Source organism: Streptomyces sp. GL_148 (genome assembly GCF_057834205.1).
In genome coordinates, this window is sequence record NZ_CM174396.1 from 1,796,513 (window position 1) to 1,814,904 (window position 18,392).

An 18,392-nucleotide genomic window follows, 5' to 3' on the forward strand; every position below is an offset into this window, starting at 1 on the left:
CGGCCCGCCGGGCGGGCCGCCCGCCGCCGTCAGGAGAAGACCGACGCGCAGGTGGTCCGGTCGGCGTGCGCCGGGTCGAGGGCGTTCTCCGCCTCGTGCCAGGCGATCCGGTCGGTGAGCCCGATGGCCACGTGCTCCGAGAGGTCCACCGCGCACAGGTCCTGGAGCAGCACGTTGCGGACGTTCGGCCCGGTGAGGAACTGGCTCCGGTACGGGGTGACCACCTCGTCGTAGCGGGTGGCGATCACCGTGTACGCGACTCCGGGGACGGTGTCCCCGCCCTCGTTCAGCTTGTTCTGGAAGGCCGATCCGGCGATCTGGTCGGCGAGGCCCGGGGTGGCCGCGCTGATCAGGTCCCCGGCTCCGGGGAAGTACGGGAGGAGCTTGGTGAGGCCGAGCAGGGTCGTCCCGTGGTTGTCGGGGGCGAGCCCGACCAGGGCGTTGACCTTGGCGGCGCCGCCGAGGAACTTCAGGTAGTAGCGCGGCATCATGCCGCCCTGGGAGTGGCCGACGATGTCCGTTTCGGCCGCTCCCGTGGAGGCGAGCACCTTGTCCACGAAGACGTCGAGCTGTCCGGCGGACGCGTCGATGGGGCCGAGCCCGTTGAAGAAGGGGACGCCGGGCAGCTGCCCGTAGTCGAGGGAGTAGACGCAGTAGCCCCGGTGGACGAGGTACGGCGCGAAGCCGAGCCAGTTGTCGACGGAGTTCCCGAAGGTTCCGTGGACCAGGACGACGGGCCGGGGGTGGGCGGCGGACGGTTTGCAGGACCAGTTGTTCCAGCCGCTGCTCGGCGCCGAGGCGGCCTGGGCCGCTCCGGTGGGGGCGACGAGCGCGGCAGCGGTCAGGGTGAGGACGGCCAGCGGGCGGAGCAGGCGTCTCCAGGGCAGCATCGTGTGATCTCCTCGCGGTTCAGGGGAGTAACGAGGGACGGCGCGGGAAGTGCGTGGGGGTGCATCCCGTGATCCGGATCACAAGGGGGTGCTGCAGCCGCTAAATTACGGGCGAGTAGTAAAACTGGGAAGTTACGCGGCGGTAAAAAATCCGCGGTCGTCCCGCCGGTCCGCCCCACCGCTCCACCCCGCCGGTCCACCCCGCCGGCCGTCATCCATTCGGCCCTCCCCTGCTGCGCCCCGCGCCCGGTACGCCGAGCGTGTGAGACATGACCCAGCCCACCCACACAGACCCAGGGCAGTCCGGCGGCTTCCTCGCCGAGATCAAGGACGCCGTCACCACCCGGGCCGCTCTCCTGGTCCTGGGCGTACTGGCGCTCCAGCTCGCCTTCATCACCTCGTACGTCGGGGCCTTCCATCACCCCGCGCCCAGCGAGATCCCGATCGCGGTGGCCGCGCCCGCCGCACCGATCGCCGAGCAGACGGCGAAACAACTCGCCGCGCTGCCGGGCAAGCCGCTCGATCCCCGCGCCGTACAGGACGAGGCGACGGCGCTGCGGCAGATCCAGAACCGGGACGTGGACGGCGCGCTGATCATCGACCCGGCCGGCACGACCGACAAGCTGCTGGTCGCGAGCGGCGCCGGGGCCTCCCTGTCCCAGGCCGTCGAGGAGATCGTCGGCGTCGTCGAGAAGACCCAGGGACGCAGCGTCCGCGTCGTGGACGTGGCCCCGGCGGCCGCCGGCGACGCGCGCGGCCTGAGCTCCTTCTACCTGGTCGTGGGCTGGTGCGTGGGCGGATACCTGTGCGCCGCGATCCTCGCGATCAGTGCGGGCGCCCGGCCCGCGAACGTCCACCGTGCGATCATCCGGCTCGGCGCCCTGCTGGTGTACTCCATCGCGGCCGGGCTGCTCGGCGCGGTGATCGCCGACCCGGTCCTGGGCGCGCTGCCCGGCAGCATCTGGGCCCTGTGGGGGCTCGGCACCCTCGTCGTCTTCGCCGTCGGCGCGATCACCCTGGCCTTCCAGGGACTCGCCGGCGTGGTCGGCATCGGCCTCGCGATCCTGCTGGTGGTGGTGCTCGGCAACCCGAGCGCCGGCGGCGCCTATCCCTACCCGCTGCTGCCGCCGTTCTGGAAGGCCATCGGCCCGTGGCTGCCGCCGGGCGCGGGCACGTACGCCGCGCGCTCGATCGCGTACTTCAAGGGCAATGACATCACCGGGCCGCTGCTGGTCCTGAGCGGCTGGGCGGTGCTCGGCTCGGCGATCACGCTGGCCTGCGCGGCGGGCCGCAGGGGCAAGGCCGGAGCTGCGGTGGGCAGCGGGCTCCCCGAGGGACCGGACGCCCTGCCGGAGCGGGAAGCCGTGCGATGAACAACCCCGTCCAGCTCCGCAACCGCATGGGACCGGCCGAACAGGCCGTCTCCGTCAAGCGGATGGAGCCCAGCGCGCAGGCGCAGCTGGGCCCCCTCGGCCTCACCGGGTTCATCGTCGTCACCACCATCGCCACCGGCATCGACGCGGGCGTCTTCCCCGAGAAGCTCGGCCACTCCGTGCTGCCGCTGGTCGGCTTCTTCATCGGCGGGCTCGCCCAACTGCTGGCCGGGCTCTTCCAGGCGCAGCGCGGCGACACCTGGCACGCCACGGTCTTCGGCGGCTTCGGACTGTTCTGGATGTCCAAGGCCCTCCTGATCCAGTGGGTGCTGCCCGCCACCGATCCGGCGCTGCGCGGGGACGTGAGCGGGCTGTTCACGCTGCCGTGGGTGTTCGTGGTGTTCGTGCTGTGGATCGGCAGCTGGCGGATCCACCTGGTGCTGCTGTCCACCTTCACCTGCGTGCTGGTGGTCTTCGTGGCCATGACGATCAGCGGGTTCACGGGCTCGGTGATCTGGAACCAGATCACCGGCTGGAGCGGGCTGCTGGCCGCGCTCGGAGCCACGTACCTGCTCGCCGGGCAGATCATGGCGAGCACCTGGGGCCGCCAGGTGCTTCCGATGGGCCGCTTCCTCGCGCCCGAGGAGCACCCGGAGACGTGACGGGCCCATGACTGCGGCTGCTGGCCGACTCCGCGCGGGGCGGCGCCCTCGCGGCGCTGGCCCGGGAGGCCGGACTGCCCTCCACGCTGTGGGCCGGACCGGAGAAGACCGGGCGGGCCGTGCGGGAGGGACGGGGTCCGCTCCGAACCGGTGAGCGTCTCTGATGAGCTTAGGTTTCCTGGCCGGGCCTTGCGAATTCAGGTCCGGGTGGAAGGCGGCGTGTGGTGCAGGGCAGGGTGTGGACGCCTGTGGTGTGCCGCGTGCCGGTGCCGCTGGGTGCGGCTCGGTCCTCATCGTGTGCGGTGCCTGCCGCCTGTGCCGCCACTGGGTGTGGCGATTCGGTGGCTACAGCAACCGCCCCGCCGGACGCTTTCCGCCCGGTATGGACCCGGGCGGGGCGGGGACCCCGCGTCGCTTCCTGGGCACGGGGCGGATTCTCATGGGCCCGCATTCCATACCGCAGGCCGTTCTGCCCGTACAACGAGAGCCCAGCCACCAGGACACGGCCGAAGCTGCGATCAACAGATCAACGGACCGCCCACGAAACCCAGGCTGGCCCCCGACCTGCTGGCCCTGCGCGATCTGATCCGCTCCTGGCGGTTCTACGACCACGTCCGCACGGACGCCGACGCCCCGGCCCGCACGCCGCGCGTCGGAACCCGTACGCCAGTACTCGCGGCGGACGGCTCCGACCTGCCGGCCGCGCTCCAGATGATCCGGGAGACCGGCGACCACGCGGCGCTCGACACGGCCGTCGAGGTGGCTTTCCCGGGCAGCACCGTGGCGGTCGCGGAACGGGACGGCCGCTTCGAGCTGGAGCTGCACCAGCACGGGCTGCTGCGCCCGCTGGGCGCGGCGGAGCTCTCGGACGGGACGCTGCGCTACCTGCTGTGGACGGCCGCCCTGCTGACCCCGCGCCCGCCCGCCCCCTGGACGAACCCCTCTGGTACTGGCCGAAGCGGTAGCGCGGCCCGCCGGCCCGCCCCCGCGCCGGGGCTCAGCCCAGCGGGGCGAGCAGGGCGCCCGCGTCGTGCAGGGCGTGGCGGCCGACCGCCTTGCCGAGGGTCACTCCCGCCTCGTCGGCGGAGCGGGTGTGGATGCCCGAGAAGATCCGCGCGTCGACGTTGTCGCGGGTCAGCTGCCCCCAGCCGGTGTACGTCCGCCGGACGCCGGGGGCGGTCGGGCTGGTGAGGGCGAAGGGAGCGGTACGGGGGCCCGCGAGGGCGTCCAGGATCACCTCGGCGGCGCCGGAGTAGGTGGTGTGGCCGCTGGGGTAGTCCGGGTGGGCCGGGGTCTGGTGGAGCGGGGTCCAGGTCTGGTCGGGGGCGATGGCGCCGGTGCGGATCGCGGTGACCGGGCGCCAGCGCGTGTACGCGTACTTGCTGTCGGAGGTGGCGATCTGCGTGTCGACCAGCGCCGCGTGGAACAGGCCGACCAGCGCGGCCCGTTCGGCGGCGGACCCGTGCGAGCGGGTGACGGCGACGCGCAGCGGCTCGGTGTACAGGGTCAGCGAGGAGCCGTACCAGAAGGTGGCGGTCTCCGTCTGGCGTGCGGTGCGGGCGGTGGAGCCGGCCGCGCCGTACGCGCGCACCTCGGCCAGGTCGGCCCGGTAGCGGCGGGAGTCCAGCGCGGGCGGCGGGCCGATCCGGTACTGGTCCGGGGAGTCGAGCAGGAAGGGCCTGGCCACGCGGTTGCCGTACTGCGCGGCGGGGGCGTAGCCGTCGGGCGTGGGCTGCCAGACGCCGGGGGCGGCGGCGGGGACGGTGAAGGACGCGTTCACGGAGGCCGGGTCGAGGCCGTCGCCGCGGCGGTCCGCGAGGGCGAGCTTGGCCTGCCGGGCTCCGGCGGCGACGCCACGGTCCTCGGCGCGGCCGTCGGGGATCCGGCGCAGGCTCTCGGCGAGCGCGGCGTCCAGTACGGCCGCGCGGCCCGGGGCGAGGTCCACCAGGGCGTCGTGCACGGCCGAGGCGACGGCGGCGTCCTGGAAGGCCGCCCGGTCGCGGCCGCCGGGGGCTTCCCGGCCGGCCCGGGCGGCCGCGAGCCAACTGATGGCCCAGGTGCGACTGTTGGTCACCTGGGTGGCCGCACCGGCGGTGGCGACGGTCTGCGCGGTGAGGTCGTACCACTCACGGACGACGGCCCCGCCGTCGGCGGGCGCGGGCGCGGCCTGGGCCGCGGACGGGAGCGCGACCGTGACGGACAGCACCAGGGCGGACCCGAGGGAGAGCAGGGCAGAGCGGGACGGCTTCACGAACACTCCTGACAGGCGAAAGGCTTCGGGACGGACGGGTCGGGCGGCCCGATGGGCCGCTCACCGGCACATTGCACCGGTGACGCGCAGGAAATCGATCGCGCGCCGCTTGATCAGAACGGGAGCCTTCGTAGCCATGCACCGACGCTAGCCATCGATCACTCGGCCGCACAACAGCCCTTTTCCTCCAGGCCCGTTCGGCCACGAACCTGTCGTACGCCCGCCATGATCGCGTTACGTGCGGCGGCGGCGGGGCCGGGGCGGGTCGAGCTACCCGGCCCGGTGGACCACCTCGCCCGCGACCACCACCGTTTCGGCCACCGTCCCGGGGATCTGTTCCGGGGCCACGGCGAGGATGTCCCGGGACAGGACCACGAAGTCGGCCGCCTTGCCGACCGTCAGTGAACCCCGGTCGTGCTCGAGGAAGTTGGCGTACGCGGAACCCATCGTGTAGCCGTACACCGCCGTCCGGGCGTCCACCGTCTCCTGCTCCTGCCACGGGTCGCCGCCGCCGAGCGGGCGCCGGGTCAGCGCCGTGTAGATGCCGACCATCGGGTCCATCTCGGCGACGTTCCAGTCGCTGGAGAAGGCCAGGACGGCGCCCGCCTCGGAGAGGCTCCGCATCGGCCACGCCTTGTGCCAGCGGTCCTCCCCCACGTTCTCCGCCCAGTCCTGACCCGGACCGGCGATCTCCGGCGCGCAGTGCCGGGGCTGCATGCAGGCCACCACGCCGAGCTGCTCGAAGCGCGGTACGTCCTGCGGATCCAGGCATTCCACGTGCACCACCTGGTGGCGGGCGTCGCGCGGGCCGTTCACCGCCCGTGCGTGCTCGACGGCGTCCAGGACGGTGCGGATGCCCCGGTCGCCCGTGGCGTGGACGAAGCACTGGAACCCGCGCGCGTCCAGCCGGGCGAGGAGACCGGCGAACTCCTCCGCCGGGTAGAAGGTCTCGCCCCGGTGCGCCCCGCAGCCGGTGTACGGCTCCAGCAGCGCGGCCGTGCGCGGCTCCACCACGTCGTCGATGTAGAGCTTGAGGGGACCCACCCGGAAGCGGTCCCCCGCGTGCACCCTGGCCGCCGCCTCGAAGAGGTCGAGGTCCTCCTCGGTCGTACCGCGCGGGTGGAACAGCGCGGCGACGATCCGCGAGCGCAGCCGGCCCTCGGCGCGCGCCCGGTCGTACAGCTCCAGGTCGTCGAGGGAGTTCTGCGGCTCCACGACGGTGGTGATGCCGAAGCCGATCGCGTCGTCGAGGCTCTTGGCGAGGCGTCCGTACTGGCGGTCCGGGGAGGCCCACGGCACGCCCAGGTCGCGCAGGGCGCGATGGCCGTCGCGGGAGAGTCCCTTGATGGCGAAGTCCTTGACAAATCCGGTGGGTTCACCGGTCTCCGGGTCCACGGCGGCCGTGCCGAAGGGCAGGTCGGTACGGTCCTTCGCGACGCCGAGGCGGCGCATGGCCGCCGTGTTCAGCCAGGCCGTGTGGACGTCGTACGAGAGCACGATCGCGGGGGTGTCCCCGGTGACCGGGTCCAGGTCGGCGGCGGTGGGCATGCGGCCGCCCGGGATCGCGGAGTAGTCGAAGGCCTCGGCTTCGATCCACTCGGCGTCGGGGTTGGCCTCCCGCCACTCGCCGATCCGGTCGAGGATGGCTTCGAGCGTGCGCACCCCGGCGAGCTGCACGCACGCGTCGTCGGAGCCGAGCCGGACGTGGTTGTGGGCGTCGATGAACCCCGGCAGCACGAGCCGGCCGCCCGCGTCGATCCGCTCGGTGTCCGGGCCCGCCCAGTCGGCGGCCTCCGCGTCCGGGCCCACCCACACGATCCGCCCGTCGCGCACGGCCAGGGCTTCGGCCTCGGGCAGCTCGGGGTCGACGGTGTGGATGCGGGCTCCGGTGAGGAGCAGGTCGGCGGGGGCGCGGTGTGACATGGGGTGGTGCTCCTGTGCAGAGGCCGTACGGGGAAGTGGGTGTCGGGGAGGCGAGCGGCGGGGAGGGGGTCCCAGGCGGCCGGGAGGGCCGGGAAGGCCCCCCGGGCCCCAGGCCCCCCAGACGGCCGGTGGGCTGGAGAGCCGGGAGGGCTGGGAGAGCTGGGAGAGCTGGGAGAGCCGGGAGGGCCGGAGGGGCCCCTCAGGCGGCCGGGGCGTACGCGGGCACCCGGCGGGCGAGGGCCCAGTACGTGAGCCCGGAGACCACCGAGCCGAGCAGGGTGAGGTCGGCGCCGCCGAGCGGGGCCACGAGCGGCCCGGTCCACAGCTCGGAGTCGCAGGTCAGGGCGGCGAAGGCCATGCCGGCGAGCAGGGCGGTCATGCCGGCCGGGTGGTAGCCGGAGCGGTACCAGTAGGCGCCCGCGCTCCCGGCGTGCAGCGCGTCGGAGTCGTAGCGGCAGCGGCGCAGCAGCATGTCGGCGAGGAAGACGCCGCCCCAGGGGGCGAACACGATGATCAGGAGGGAGAGGAAGGACAGCAGCGAGGTGGTGAAGTCGGTGAGGAAGAGCGCGGCCAGCGATCCGGCGGCGGTCACGGCGGCGCTGACCACGATGGCCCGGGCCCGGCTCCACGGGATGCCGAGGACCTGGAGGTTCAGGCTGGAGGAGTAGAGCGTGATGATCGAGTTGGTGACGGAGCCGCCCAGGACCAGGGCCAGGAACAGCGGCTGGAACCAGCCGGGCAGCAGGCTCTCGGCCCCGGCGACGGCGTCGGTCATGTCGGTCTGGGTGGCGGCGGCCACGCCGGCGATCCCGAGGGCGACGGAGGAGAGGAACCCGCCGAGCGCGCCCATCCAGGTGATCGACTTCAGCGAGGTCGTGCGGGGCAGGTAGCGGGTGTAGTCGGCGGGCATCGGCAGGTACGAGAACGGCCCGGCGAGCATCACGACGAAGGCCAGGCTCCAGCCGGACAGGCCCGGGGCCAGGGCGTCGGCCGGGGCGGTGGTCTCGGCGCCGGGCAGGACGAAGACCAGCAGGGCGCCGAAGCCGACGGCCAGGACGTAGGCCATCCAGCGCTCGGCGAACTGCACGGTGGCGTGGCCCCACATGGCGACGGCGAAGGTGAGCGCGAGGGTGATGCCGAGCGCGGCGGCCCGGACCAGGGTGCCTTCGCCCAGGCCGATCTCGGCGAAGAAGACCTCCAGCGCCAGGGTGCCGACGACGGTGTTGACGATGGTGTAGCCGATGCTCACCACCCAGTTCAGTACGCCCGCCGGCCAGTTGCCCCGTACGCCGAAGGCGGCCCGGGAGATGACCAGGGTGGCGGTGCCGGTGCGGATGCCGCTGAGTCCGGCGGCGCTGATCGCGAAGAAGGACAGCCCGCTGACCACGACCACCGCGGTGGCCTGCCAGAAGCTGAGGCCGAAGGCGACGGCGAGGGCCCCGTTGATCACGTAGGTGAAGGTCAGGTTGGAGCCGAACCAGAGCCAGAAGAGGTCCTTGGCCCCGCCGTGGCGCTCGGCGTCCGGGATGGGGTCGATGCCGTGCGTCTCGACTCTGAAGACCTCGTCGACGGCGGCCGTCGTCTCCTGGTGTGCCATGCGTCTGCCCCTGACCTTCGGCGGTGAACCGTGAACCGTGAACAGACCTTGAACGGCGTTCTAAGTTCTTGAATGGCATTCAAGATGCGCTGCCGACCCGGACCCCGTCAAGACCCTGTCCGGGATAAGGTCGGCCCACGAAGATCGGGAAGGCGGTACGGGTGGCAGGAGCGGCGGGAGCGGCACGGCGGCGCGACGGGCAGATCGCCCAGGAGCGGATGCTGGAAGAGGCCATGGCGGCGATCGCCGAGGACGGGCTGGCGACGCTCACCATGTCCGCGCTCGCCGAACGGCTCGGCACCAGCGGCGGCCACATCCTGTACTACTTCGGCAGCAAGGACCGGCTGCTGCTGGCCGCCCTGCGCTGGAGCGAGCAGCAACTGACCGGGGAACGCTCCGCGTTGCTGGGCCGCCGGCTCACCGCACACCGCAAGCTCGCGCTCTTCCTGGAGCTCTACCTGCCCCGCGGCCCCCGCGATCCGCGCTGGACGCTCTGGATCGAGCTGTGGGCCCGCATCCCCTCGAACGAGCCGCTGCGCGCCGCCCAGCAGGAGATCGACGACGACTGGCAGCGGGACCTGGAGGCGCTCCTCGCCAAGGGCGTGGAACAGGGCCGCTTCGCCGCCGGCCTGGACGTCCCCGCCCGCGCCTCGGAGCTGCTCGCCCTGCTGGACGGCCTGAGCACCCGGGTGGTGCTGGGCGAGCGGGGCGCGGACCGGGCCACCTCCCTGGAGCGCGCCCGCTCGGCCGCGGCCCTGCTGATCCCGCACACCTGAGCCCGGCCGCACCCGGACACGTGGAAAGCCCGCCCGGGCCTTAGCGTCCCGGGAGGGCTTTCCGCTCCTTAGAGCGTCCGCCAGTAGGTCATCGGATGCGGGGTGTGCGGGGTCGTGTGTTCCAGCGGTAGCGGGTCCATGCCTGGCGGATCAGGTGGCGGACGGTGACGAATACGCAGGCCAGGGCGATGTAGAACTTGATGGCACTCTTTCGTCGCTCGGTGCAGCGTCGGAGTTTCCCGAAGTTGTTCATCCAGGAGTTCGTGCGCTCGACGACCCACCGGCCTCCCGCCTGGATCGGGACTTTCTCTCCGCGTGGGGTGATCTGTGCGTCGATGCCGCGTTCGGCCAGATCGTCGTGGACGGGGCGGTAGTCGTAGCCGGCGTCCAGGCCCAGCCGCGGGCGCTCCGGCAACGGCCCCAGGGCCTTCTCAAGATGGCTGTACGCGTCCAGGGTGGCGGGCAGGAGAGTGTGGTCGCGGATGTTCGCGGGTGCAGGCTCGGTGATCAGGGGTATGCCGCGGGCTTCGGTCAACTGCGAGCGTTTGAGGCCTTGTTTACCGCGGTCGACGGGGCTCCTGCCGGCGCACTCACCACCAGAGGGGGCCTTCGTGATGCAGCCGTCCGCGACGAGGTGGTCCAGATCCAGGCCGATCACACGGTCGTAGGCGTTCAGGACCAGCAGCCGCAGCTCCTCCATGACTCCCAGCTTGATCCACTCGTCCCGACGGCGCCGCAGCGTCGTGGCGGAGCAGTACTCGTCGGCCGCGCGTTCGTATCCGCAGCCGAAGACGAGGACCTGGACCAGGCGGTCGAAGACAATCCCGTCGGCTATCCGCGGGTTGTGACAGCCCAGCGGATGACGCTCCTCACGGTCAGGCAGCAGCGCCAGGAACTGGTCGCGAACCGGTTTGAGCAGGCATGATGGGACAGCAGGCACGGACACCCCGAGTGATCATGAAGCGTGAGAACTCCATGATCGGGGACCGTGCCTGCACCACTTCACCCGCCTACTGGCGGACGCTCTTAGCGGAGGTTCTTCGGAGGAAGAAGGGTCACTTCTCCTTGGCGGTTACTTCTTCTTGGCGGCGGCCTTCTTGGCCGGGGCGCCCTCGGCGTTGCCGTAGTACGCCTGGCGCATGAGCTGCTTCAGGTCGTCGATCATCGGCATCCGCGGGTTGGCGGGGGCGCACTGGTCGGCGTAGGCGTTCATGGCCTGGGTCGGCAGGGCCTCGATGAAGGCCTGCTCGTCCACGCCCTCCTCGGCGAAGGAGGAGGTGATCCCGCACTTGCTGCGGAGCTCCTCGACGGCCTTGGCGTAGGACTCGACGCCCTCGGCGGCCGTGGCGGCCGGCAGGCCCAGCATCTTGGCGATCTCCTGGAAGCGCTCCGGCGCCCGGTAGACCTCGGCCTTGGGCCACGGGGTGGCCTTGTGGGTGACCGTGCCGTTGTGGCGGATCACGTGCGGCAGGAGCAGGGCGTTGGTGCGGCCGTGGGCGACGTGGAAGGTGTTGCCCAGGGTGTGCGCCATGGCGTGGACCATGCCCAGGAAGGCGTTGGCGAAGGCCATGCCCGCCACCGTGGAGGCGTTGTGCATCTTCTCGCGGGCCTCGGGGTCGTTCGGACCGTCGACCACGCAGCGCTGCAGGTTTTCGAAGATGAGCTTGATGGCCTGGAGGCACAGACCGTCGGTGTAGTCGTTCGAGTACGCCGAGACGTAGGCCTCGGTGGCGTGCGTCAGGGCGTCGAAGCCGGAGTCGGCGGTCACCTTGGGCGGGAGGCCCATCGGCAGCATCGGGTCGACGATGGCGACGTTCGGGGTCAGCGCGTAGTCGGCGAGCGGGTACTTCTGGGCCGCGGCCGGGTCGGAGATGACGGCGAACGGGGTGACCTCGGAGCCCGTGCCGGAGGTGGTCGGGATGGCGACCATCTTGGCCTTCTCGCCCAGCGAGGGGAACGTGTAGGCGCGCTTGCGGACGTCGAAGAACTTCTCCTTCGTGTCGGCGAACTCCACCTCCGGGCGCTCGTACATCAGCCACATGATCTTCGCGGCGTCCATCGGCGAGCCGCCGCCGAGGCCGATGATCGTGTCGGGCTTGAAGTCGCGCATCATCGCGGCGCCGGCCTGGACGGTGGCGAGCTCCGGGTTGGGCTCGACGTCGTCGATGATCTGGATCGACACGGCGCCCTCGCGGGCCTGCAGGATGTCGACGACCTTCTGCACGAAGCCGATGGCGACCATCGTCTTGTCGGTGACGATCGAGACGCGGCTGATGCCGTCCATCTCACCGAGGTAGCGGATGGAGTTGCGCTCGAAGTAGATCTTCGGCGGTACCTTGAACCACTGCATGTTGGTGTTGCGCCGTCCGATCCGCTTGACGTTGATCAGGTTGACCGCGGTGACGTTGTTCGACACCGAGTTGTGTCCGTACGAGCCGCAGCCGAGGGTGAGCGAGGGGAGGAAGGCGTTGTAGACGTCGCCGATGCCGCCGAAGGTGGAGGGCGAGTTGGCGATGACGCGGATCGCCTTGACCTTCCTGCCGAACTCCTCGACGAGCTCCTCGTCCTCGGCGTGGATGGCGGCGCTGTGGCCCAGACCGTGGAACTCGACCATCGCGGCGGCCAGTTCGAGGCCGTGCTCGGTGTCGGAGGCCTTCAGGGCGGCCAGGACCGGGGACAGCTTCTCGCGGGTCAGCGGCTCGTTCTCGCCGACCTCGTTGCACTCCGCGAGGAGGATGGAGGCGTCGGCGGGGACGGTGAAGCCGGCCTGCTCGGCGATCCACTGCGGGGACTTGCCGACGACCGCCGGGTTCAGCTTGGCGCCGTTGACGTCGGCCGCGTAGGCGGTGGTGCCGAAGACGAACTGCTCGAGCTTGGTCTTCTCGGCGGCGGAGACGACGTGGGCACCGAGCCGCTTGAACTCGGCGAGGCCCTTCTCGTAGATCTCGGCGTCGAGGATGACGGCCTGCTCGGAGGCGCAGATCATGCCGTTGTCGAAGGCCTTGGACAGCACGATGTCGTGGATCGCGCGGCCGAGCTTGGCGCTCTTGTGGACGTACGCCGGGACGTTGCCCGCGCCGACGCCCAGGGCCGGCTTGCCGCACGAGTAGGCGGCCTTGACCATGGCGTTTCCGCCGGTCGCGAGGATCGTGGAGACGCCCGGGTGGTTCATGAGGGCGCCGGTGGCCTCCATCGAGGGGGCGGTGACCCACTGGACACAGTCGGCGGGAGCACCGGCGGCGACGGCGGCGTCGCGGACGATGCGGGCGGCCTCGGCCGAGCAGTTCTGCGCGGAGGGGTGGAAGGCGAAGATGATCGGGTTGCGGGTCTTCAGGGCGATCAGGGCCTTGAAGATCGTGGTGGAGGTCGGGTTGGTGACCGGGGTCATCGCGCAGACGACGCCGACCGGCTCGGCGATCTCCGTGATGCCGTTCAGCTCGTCGCGGCGGATGACGCCGGCGGTCTTGAGCCCGCGCATCGAGTTCACGACGTGCTCGCAGGCGAAGAGGTTCTTGACGGCCTTGTCCTCGAAGAGGCCGCGGCCGGTCTCCTCGACCGCGAGCCGGGCGAGCTCGCCGTGCTGGCTCAGCGCGGCCAGCGAGGCCTTCTTGACGATGTGGTCGACCTGCTCCTGGTTGAACGACGAGAACTGGTCGAGCGCCGTGAGCGCCCCCTGGACCAGTCCATCCACCATCTCGTTCGCCTGCATGGCAGGAACTCCTTCATTTCGACTCAACCCGAACCGCTTTCCTGATGACTCAATTCGACACCCAAAAGCGGAAGCCGTGCCGCCGAAAAAGCCCTTATCCACCGGGCCGAAGGGCCGTTCACACTCGTTCACAGCCTCTCCATCACCCATCTGACCTGCACACATATCCAAGGACCTAAGACCCCTGTGCGCTTGTGAAAACTTTCACAAGAATTTCGCGCGAAGTGCGCCCTACCGCGCTCCTCCCCCAGCGAGCACAATCACCGTGACGAGTCGCGTCGACCGTGAGGGAGGGAGCGCGTGCGCAGTCAGGTGCGCGTCGCGGACGGACGGAATCTGACGGTGGAGCGCTGGGGCGACCCGGACGGCAAACCCGTTTTCCTGCTTCACGGAATGCCCGGCAGCCGGCTGGGCCCCGCCCCCCGGGGCATGGTCCTCTACCAGCGCCGGATGCAGCTCATCGCCTACGACCGCCCCGGCTACGGGGGCTCCGACCGCCATCCGGGCCGCACCGTCGCCGACGTCGCCACGGAGGTGGCCGCGATCGCCGACTCCCTGGGCCTGGACAACTTCGCCGTGGCCGGCCGCTCCGGCGGCGCCCCCGGCGCGCTGGCCTGCGCCGCCCTGCTCCCCGACCGGGTCACCCGGACCGCCGCGCTGGTCTCCCTGGCCCCCCGGGACGCGGAGAACCTGGACTGGTTCGAGGGCATGTCCCCCTCGAACGTCCGGGAGCATTCCACCGCGGGCCGGGACCCAGAGGAGCTCGCCGCCCGGCTGATCCCGCGCGCCGCCGGGATCGCCGAGGACCCCGGCCGGCTCCTGGACGAGCTGCGCCGCGAGCTCACCGAGAGCGACCGCATGATCGTCGCGGACGCGGGGCTGCGGGCCATGCTGCTGCGCAATTACCGCGAGGGGGTCCGCACCTCCGCCTACGGCTGGATCGACGACGCCATCTCCTTCAGCAGCCCCTGGGGCTTCGACCCGGCCGACATCCGCTGCCCGGTGCTGATCTGGCACGGCGAGCTCGACGTGTTCTCCCCCGTGGGCCACTCCCGCTGGCTGGCCGGCCGCATCCCGGGCGCCACCACGAACATCGACCCGGCCGCCGCGCACTTCGCGGCGCTGCGCGCCCTGCCCGACGTACTGACATGGCTGCTCAGGGAGGTGCCCGCACCTCCCGTCAACGAGCAGCAGCCGGCGTAGGCGGCCGGTGCGGGGCCTGACCCTGCGATTCCCAACTCCGCTCACCTGAAACGACGTACGCCGTCCAGGCGTGCGGCGAGTCCGATGCGCGCTGGCCGGCGATCACTGCCCGGTCCGGGGTGGGGTTCGACGGCCGCGGCGGGCCCGTAAATGGAAAGGATCTTGCCGTAAGGCAAACGGGCGAATACCGGGTCCGAGGGAATTCGATCATGTTTACCAGAGCCGCCCGATCGGCCCTGCACAGGACATCACTCTGTAGCAACGACCTGGGCAGTTCGGCACGCCGATCAGTGGCCGGGGAGGTAAAGTCCGCGCCAGACACTGGCTTCTCGTCAATGTCAACCCCTCCCATTCCCCATGACCTCCCCGAGGACGGCGTCATGAACACCTCCGCAACCCACCCGGCCAGCACCGTCACGGCCACCCGCGTCCCGCTCGACCGGATCGATGTCCGCGGTGCGCGCGCGGCCGCGACCCTGGGTCGCGTCCTCCCGACGGAATCCGGCCGGAAGGTTCAGGCGCCGATCTTCAACTCCGCACTCTGACCCCGAAGTCCGCGCTCTATGCGCTAAGAGGCGTCCCGCATTTCCGGTACGATCGGCAAGTCCCGCAAGGGATAGGGCGAGAAGACGCCCTGTGGGAGTCAACCGCATCGTGTCCGTCCCCGGCTTGCCGGTACGGATCACGCGGCAGCACAACAGCTGAACTGTGCCTCTGCTCCCCGAACGCCGGACCAGCGCCCTGAGCGACCCCGGATGAGCCGCCCCCGGGCGACCACGCCGGACAGCCCAGGAACCGCCCCGGCTGCAATCCGTCATCCCCCACAGGAATAACGGATCAAGTCTTAGACTGGTGGAATGACCGGTCTGATCGCTTTTCGCGAGATCGTCCTGAAAGTTCACAGCAGATGCGATCTTGCTTGTGATCATTGCTATGTGTACGAACACGCAGATCAGAGCTGGCGCGCGCGGCCGAAGGTGATCTCCCCCGAGGTGATCTCCCAGACCGCGTCGCGGCTCGCTGAACACGCAAGAGCACACGCACTCCCCTCCGTCACGGTCATCCTTCACGGAGGGGAACCGCTTCTCGCGGGCACCGCCCGCCTCCGGCTCGTGTGCGAGGAATTCACCCGCGCCCTCGACGGCGTCGCCGCCCTCGACCTGCGCATGCACACCAACGGCCTTCAGCTCAGCCGCCGTTACCTGGACCTCTTCGCGGAGTTCTGCGTCAGCGTCAGCGTCTCCCTCGACGGGGACCGCGCGGCCAACGACCGCCACCGCCGCTTCGCCGACGGACGCACCAGCCACCCCCTGGTCCTGGCCGCCGTGGACCTCCTGCGCACCGAGCCCTACCGCCACCTCTACCAGGGCCTGCTCTGCACCATCGACGTGGCCAACGATCCCGTGGCCGTCCTCGACGCCCTCGTCGAACTGGCCCCGCCGCGCGTGGACTTCCTCCTCCCGCACGCCACCTGGCAGACCCCCCCGGTCCGCCCCGACGAGGCCCCCGACACCTACGCGCGCTGGCTGCTGCGGGTCTTCGACCACTGGGAGCGCCTCGGCCGTCCGGTCCCCGTACGGCTCTTCGACTCGCTGTTCTCCACCCTGGCCGGCGGCCCAAGCCTCACCGAGTCCCTCGGCCTCGCGCCCACCGATCTCGTCGTGGTGGAAACCGACGGGAACCTGGAGCAGGTCGACTCCCTGAAGAGCGCCTTCGAGGGGGCCGCCGCCACCGGGTTCAACGTCTTCGACCACGCCTTCGACCTGGTCGCGTCCCATCCCGGGGTCCGCGCCCGGCAATTGGGCCTGGCCGGCGTCAGCGACACGTGCCGTCGCTGCCCCGTCGTACGTTCGTGCGGAGGCGGGCTCTACACGCACCGCTACAAGGCCGGTCCCGAGGACCTCTCCGGCTCGGAAGCCATCGGCGATTTCGACAACCCCTCGGTCTACTGCACCGACCTGCGCGAGCTGGTCGACGGCGTGGAGGGGCGTACGAGCACCCGCGCGAGCGCGCCGGAACTGTCCGACCCCACCGAGCTGGCCGGCTCCCAGGAGCAGCTCACCCGGGACCTGCTCGCCCTCTTGAACGACCGCCGGACGGGTGATTCCGACTGGGAGCGGGCCTGGCGGGTGCTGGGCGCCGTGGAGCGGGCCGGGCAGGCCGGCGCGGACGCGCTGGACGCCGTACTGGCCCACCCCTTCACCCGGACCTGGGTCATGGCCTGCCTCGACCCCACGGCGCAGGAGCGCCCCGATGCCCCGCAGGCGGCCCGCCGGCTGACCGCGCTGGCCGCGGCCGCCGTCCTGCGCGGCGGGCTCGACCTGCCCGCCGAGGTCGTCTACCGGGACGGCGAGGTGTACCTGCCGACGCTCGGCCTGCTGCGCCTGGGCGATCCCGGCACGGACGGCCGGGCCACGCTGCACGCCACCGACGGGGGGTACGCCGTCCGCGAGGAGGGCCGCCCCGAGCACCGCTTCGGCCCCGCGGCGGGTGACGCGCGCTGGCAGCCCGTACGCACCTGGTCGCCGGGGCCGGGCGAGGCCCCGGTGGCGCTGGAGGACCTGGATCCGCACCGCAACTGCTTCGCCCGCCCGCCCCGGCTGCGGCTCGGCGCCGGGGAGGCCGAGGAGTGGCGGGAGCGCCTCGACGCGGCGTGGGCGCTGCTGCACGCCTCGGTGCCCGAGTTCGCGCGGGCGGCCGCCACCGGGCTGACCACGCTGACCCCGCTCGCGGGCGGTCCCCGGGCCGGCGGCTGGGGCGAGGCCGGGCGGCACGGTCCGGGCGCGCTCGGAGTGCCGTACGCGGCCGGGGTGGCACAGACCGCGCTCGCGCTGCTGACCGGGCGGCGGCGGGCCGGGCTCCAAGCGCTGACCGAGGTGGCCGACCTGTACGCGCTGGACGGGGAGTGGCAGCACCCCTCGCCCTGGCGGGAGCGCCCGGTCCCGGTGTCCCGGCTGCTGGCCGACGTCCACGAGCGGGTGGCCGTGGAGGCCTACCGGCGGGCGACCGACGCCGCGGAGCCGGGCGGGCTGGACCGCATCAACCGGGCCCTGGACCGGCTGTCGGGGGCGGCGGAGCTGACGATCACCGGAAAGCGGCTCGTGGAGCAGCTCCGCTGGGAACTGAAGGCGGTCGACGCATGACCGGCCCGCCGGGCCCCGGGGAAGCCGGCCGGCTCCCCCGCCCCGCCGCCGGCGGCCCGGCCGGTCCCGCCGGCCCCCTCCACGCGCTCGGCGTCCGCCCCGGCATGCGCCTGCTGGTGCACGCCTCGCTCGGCGGCACGGGCCTGCGCGCCGAGGAGCTGCGCGACGCCCTGCTCGCCGCCGTCGGGCCGCGCGGCACCCTCGCGGCGCCCGCCTTCACCCCGCAGAACTCCAAGACCTCCACCGCGCACCTGGCGCGGATCGCGGGCCTCTCCGAGGAGGGCGTACGGGACTTCCGCGCGCGGATGCCCGCCTTCGACCCGGCGTGCACCCCGAGCCACGGCATGGGGGTCCTCGCCGAGGCGGTGCGCACCGCCCCGGGAGCGGTGCGCAGCGGGCATCCGCAGACCTCTTTCGCCGCGGTCGGCGCAGGGGCCCGGGAACTGTGTGCGGAACATCCGCTGACCAGCCATTTGGGCGAGGAATCACCCCTGGGAAAGATGTGCGGCAAGGGATGGGAGGTACTCATGATCAATGTGGGATTCTCCGTCTGTACCGCTTTTCATCTCGCGGAGTATCGAATTCCGAAGCCCCCCTTGCGCATGTACGAGTGTGTGGTGAAGGTGAAGCATCCGGGCCTTCCGGGGCGGCAGCCCGCGAGGCCCGAGGGGGAAGGGTGGACCGCGTACGAGGACATCGCGCTGGATGACAGCGATTTCGCCGAGATCGGCAGGGCGTTCCCGGAAGACCGGATACGCCGGGGGAGGATCGGCGGGGCATCGACCATGCTCTTCGCCCTTCCGCATGCCGTCGATCACGCGCTTGAATGGATGACCGAAAACAGACGCTGATTGACTGAACGATG

13 protein-coding genes are annotated in these 18,392 nt (G+C 71.6%); 7 read left to right on the top strand and 6 right to left on the bottom strand.

Going from position 1 to position 18,392, the window contains the following annotated elements; translation table 11 throughout:
* Nucleotides 1-29: 29 nt before the first annotated feature.
* Nucleotides 30-890 (bottom strand): esterase/lipase family protein, encoded by an 861-nt coding sequence (locus tag AC3IYI_RS08260; RefSeq protein ID WP_489409560.1) that lies wholly within the window; start codon nt 888-890, stop codon nt 30-32.
* Nucleotides 891-1,159: 269 nt separating this feature from the next.
* Here AC3IYI_RS08260 and AC3IYI_RS08265 point away from each other — a divergent pair, with 269 nt between their 5' ends.
* Both AC3IYI_RS08265 and AC3IYI_RS08270 read left to right on the top strand, forming a co-directional pair.
* A complete protein-coding gene (locus AC3IYI_RS08265) occupies nt 1,160-2,263 on the top strand; it encodes an ABC-2 transporter permease (RefSeq protein ID WP_489409561.1) in 1,104 nt (367 codons plus the stop codon).
* The gene (locus AC3IYI_RS08270; RefSeq protein WP_489409562.1) at nt 2,260-2,925 is read left to right on the top strand and encodes an acetate uptake transporter; all 666 of its coding nucleotides are present in this window, start codon (nt 2,260-2,262) and stop codon (nt 2,923-2,925) included. The genes AC3IYI_RS08265 and AC3IYI_RS08270 overlap by 4 nt, the downstream gene beginning before the upstream one ends.
* 997 nt (nt 2,926-3,922) lie before the next feature.
* Here AC3IYI_RS08270 and AC3IYI_RS08275 read toward each other — a convergent pair.
* The 3 genes from AC3IYI_RS08275 to AC3IYI_RS08285 all read right to left on the bottom strand — a co-directional run bounded on the left by AC3IYI_RS08275 (nt 3,923) and on the right by AC3IYI_RS08285 (nt 8,696).
* Nucleotides 3,923-5,176, bottom strand: coding sequence for a vanadium-dependent haloperoxidase (locus tag AC3IYI_RS08275; protein ID WP_489409563.1), 1,254 nt, complete (start codon nt 5,174-5,176; stop codon nt 3,923-3,925).
* A gap of 270 nt (nt 5,177-5,446) precedes the next feature.
* Complete coding sequence (locus tag AC3IYI_RS08280) at nt 5,447-7,099, bottom strand: amidohydrolase (RefSeq protein WP_489409564.1); 1,653 nt, start codon at nt 7,097-7,099, stop codon at nt 5,447-5,449.
* 199 nt (nt 7,100-7,298) lie between these two features.
* Entirely contained in the window at nt 7,299-8,696 is a 1,398-nt protein-coding gene (locus AC3IYI_RS08285; protein ID WP_489409565.1) for a purine-cytosine permease family protein, read from the bottom strand.
* A gap of 218 nt (nt 8,697-8,914) precedes the next feature.
* Between AC3IYI_RS08285 and AC3IYI_RS08290 the strand changes: the two genes are divergently transcribed.
* Nucleotides 8,915-9,472, top strand: coding sequence for a TetR/AcrR family transcriptional regulator (locus AC3IYI_RS08290; protein ID WP_489411471.1), 558 nt, complete (start codon nt 8,915-8,917; stop codon nt 9,470-9,472).
* Between the two features lie 88 nt (nt 9,473-9,560).
* On the opposite strand, the gene AC3IYI_RS08295 is transcribed toward AC3IYI_RS08290, so the two are convergent.
* Both AC3IYI_RS08295 and adhE read right to left on the bottom strand, forming a co-directional pair.
* Nucleotides 9,561-10,412, bottom strand: a complete 852-nt coding sequence (locus AC3IYI_RS08295; protein WP_489406963.1) for an IS5 family transposase — start codon at nt 10,410-10,412, stop codon at nt 9,561-9,563.
* 132 nt (nt 10,413-10,544) lie between these two features.
* Nucleotides 10,545-13,181: a bifunctional acetaldehyde-CoA/alcohol dehydrogenase gene (adhE, locus tag AC3IYI_RS08300; RefSeq protein WP_489409566.1), complete on the bottom strand. Its 2,637-nt coding sequence runs from the start codon at nt 13,179-13,181 to the stop codon at nt 10,545-10,547.
* A gap of 300 nt (nt 13,182-13,481) precedes the next feature.
* Here adhE and AC3IYI_RS08305 point away from each other — a divergent pair, with 300 nt between their 5' ends.
* The 4 genes from AC3IYI_RS08305 to AC3IYI_RS08320 all read left to right on the top strand — a co-directional run bounded on the left by AC3IYI_RS08305 (nt 13,482) and on the right by AC3IYI_RS08320 (nt 18,378).
* Nucleotides 13,482-14,384: an alpha/beta fold hydrolase gene (locus AC3IYI_RS08305; RefSeq protein ID WP_489409567.1), complete on the top strand. Its 903-nt coding sequence runs from the start codon at nt 13,482-13,484 to the stop codon at nt 14,382-14,384.
* A gap of 380 nt (nt 14,385-14,764) precedes the next feature.
* Complete coding sequence (gene fxsA, locus AC3IYI_RS08310) at nt 14,765-14,929, top strand: FxSxx-COOH cyclophane-containing RiPP peptide (protein WP_489409568.1); 165 nt, start codon at nt 14,765-14,767, stop codon at nt 14,927-14,929.
* 390 nt (nt 14,930-15,319) lie between these two features.
* The gene (gene fxsBH / locus AC3IYI_RS08315) at nt 15,320-17,527 is read left to right on the top strand and encodes a radical SAM/SPASM protein FxsBH, inactivated beta-hydroxylase extension form (protein ID WP_489409569.1); all 2,208 of its coding nucleotides are present in this window, start codon (nt 15,320-15,322) and stop codon (nt 17,525-17,527) included.
* 104 nt (nt 17,528-17,631) lie between these two features.
* Nucleotides 17,632-18,378 carry an AAC(3) family N-acetyltransferase gene (locus tag AC3IYI_RS08320; RefSeq protein ID WP_489409570.1) on the top strand — a complete coding sequence of 249 codons (747 nt, stop codon included), beginning with the start codon at nt 17,632-17,634 and terminating at the stop codon, nt 18,376-18,378.
* Nucleotides 18,379-18,392 lie beyond the last annotated feature (14 nt).

Coding starts and splice junctions, on each gene's coding strand:
- AC3IYI_RS08285 (WP_489409565.1), bottom strand. CDS start 8,696: ATGGCACACCAGGAGACGACGGCCGCCGTCGACGAGGTCTTCAGAGTC.
- AC3IYI_RS08270 (WP_489409562.1), top strand. CDS start 2,260: ATGAACAACCCCGTCCAGCTCCGCAACCGCATGGGACCGGCCGAACAG.
- fxsA (WP_489409568.1), top strand. CDS start 14,765: ATGAACACCTCCGCAACCCACCCGGCCAGCACCGTCACGGCCACCCGC.
- AC3IYI_RS08260 (WP_489409560.1), bottom strand. CDS start 890: ATGCTGCCCTGGAGACGCCTGCTCCGCCCGCTGGCCGTCCTCACCCTG.
- AC3IYI_RS08265 (WP_489409561.1), top strand. CDS start 1,160: ATGACCCAGCCCACCCACACAGACCCAGGGCAGTCCGGCGGCTTCCTC.
- adhE (WP_489409566.1), bottom strand. CDS start 13,181: ATGCAGGCGAACGAGATGGTGGATGGACTGGTCCAGGGGGCGCTCACG.
- AC3IYI_RS08290 (WP_489411471.1), top strand. CDS start 8,915: ATGCTGGAAGAGGCCATGGCGGCGATCGCCGAGGACGGGCTGGCGACG.
- AC3IYI_RS08320 (WP_489409570.1), top strand. CDS start 17,632: ATGCGCCTGCTGGTGCACGCCTCGCTCGGCGGCACGGGCCTGCGCGCC.
- AC3IYI_RS08280 (WP_489409564.1), bottom strand. CDS start 7,099: ATGTCACACCGCGCCCCCGCCGACCTGCTCCTCACCGGAGCCCGCATC.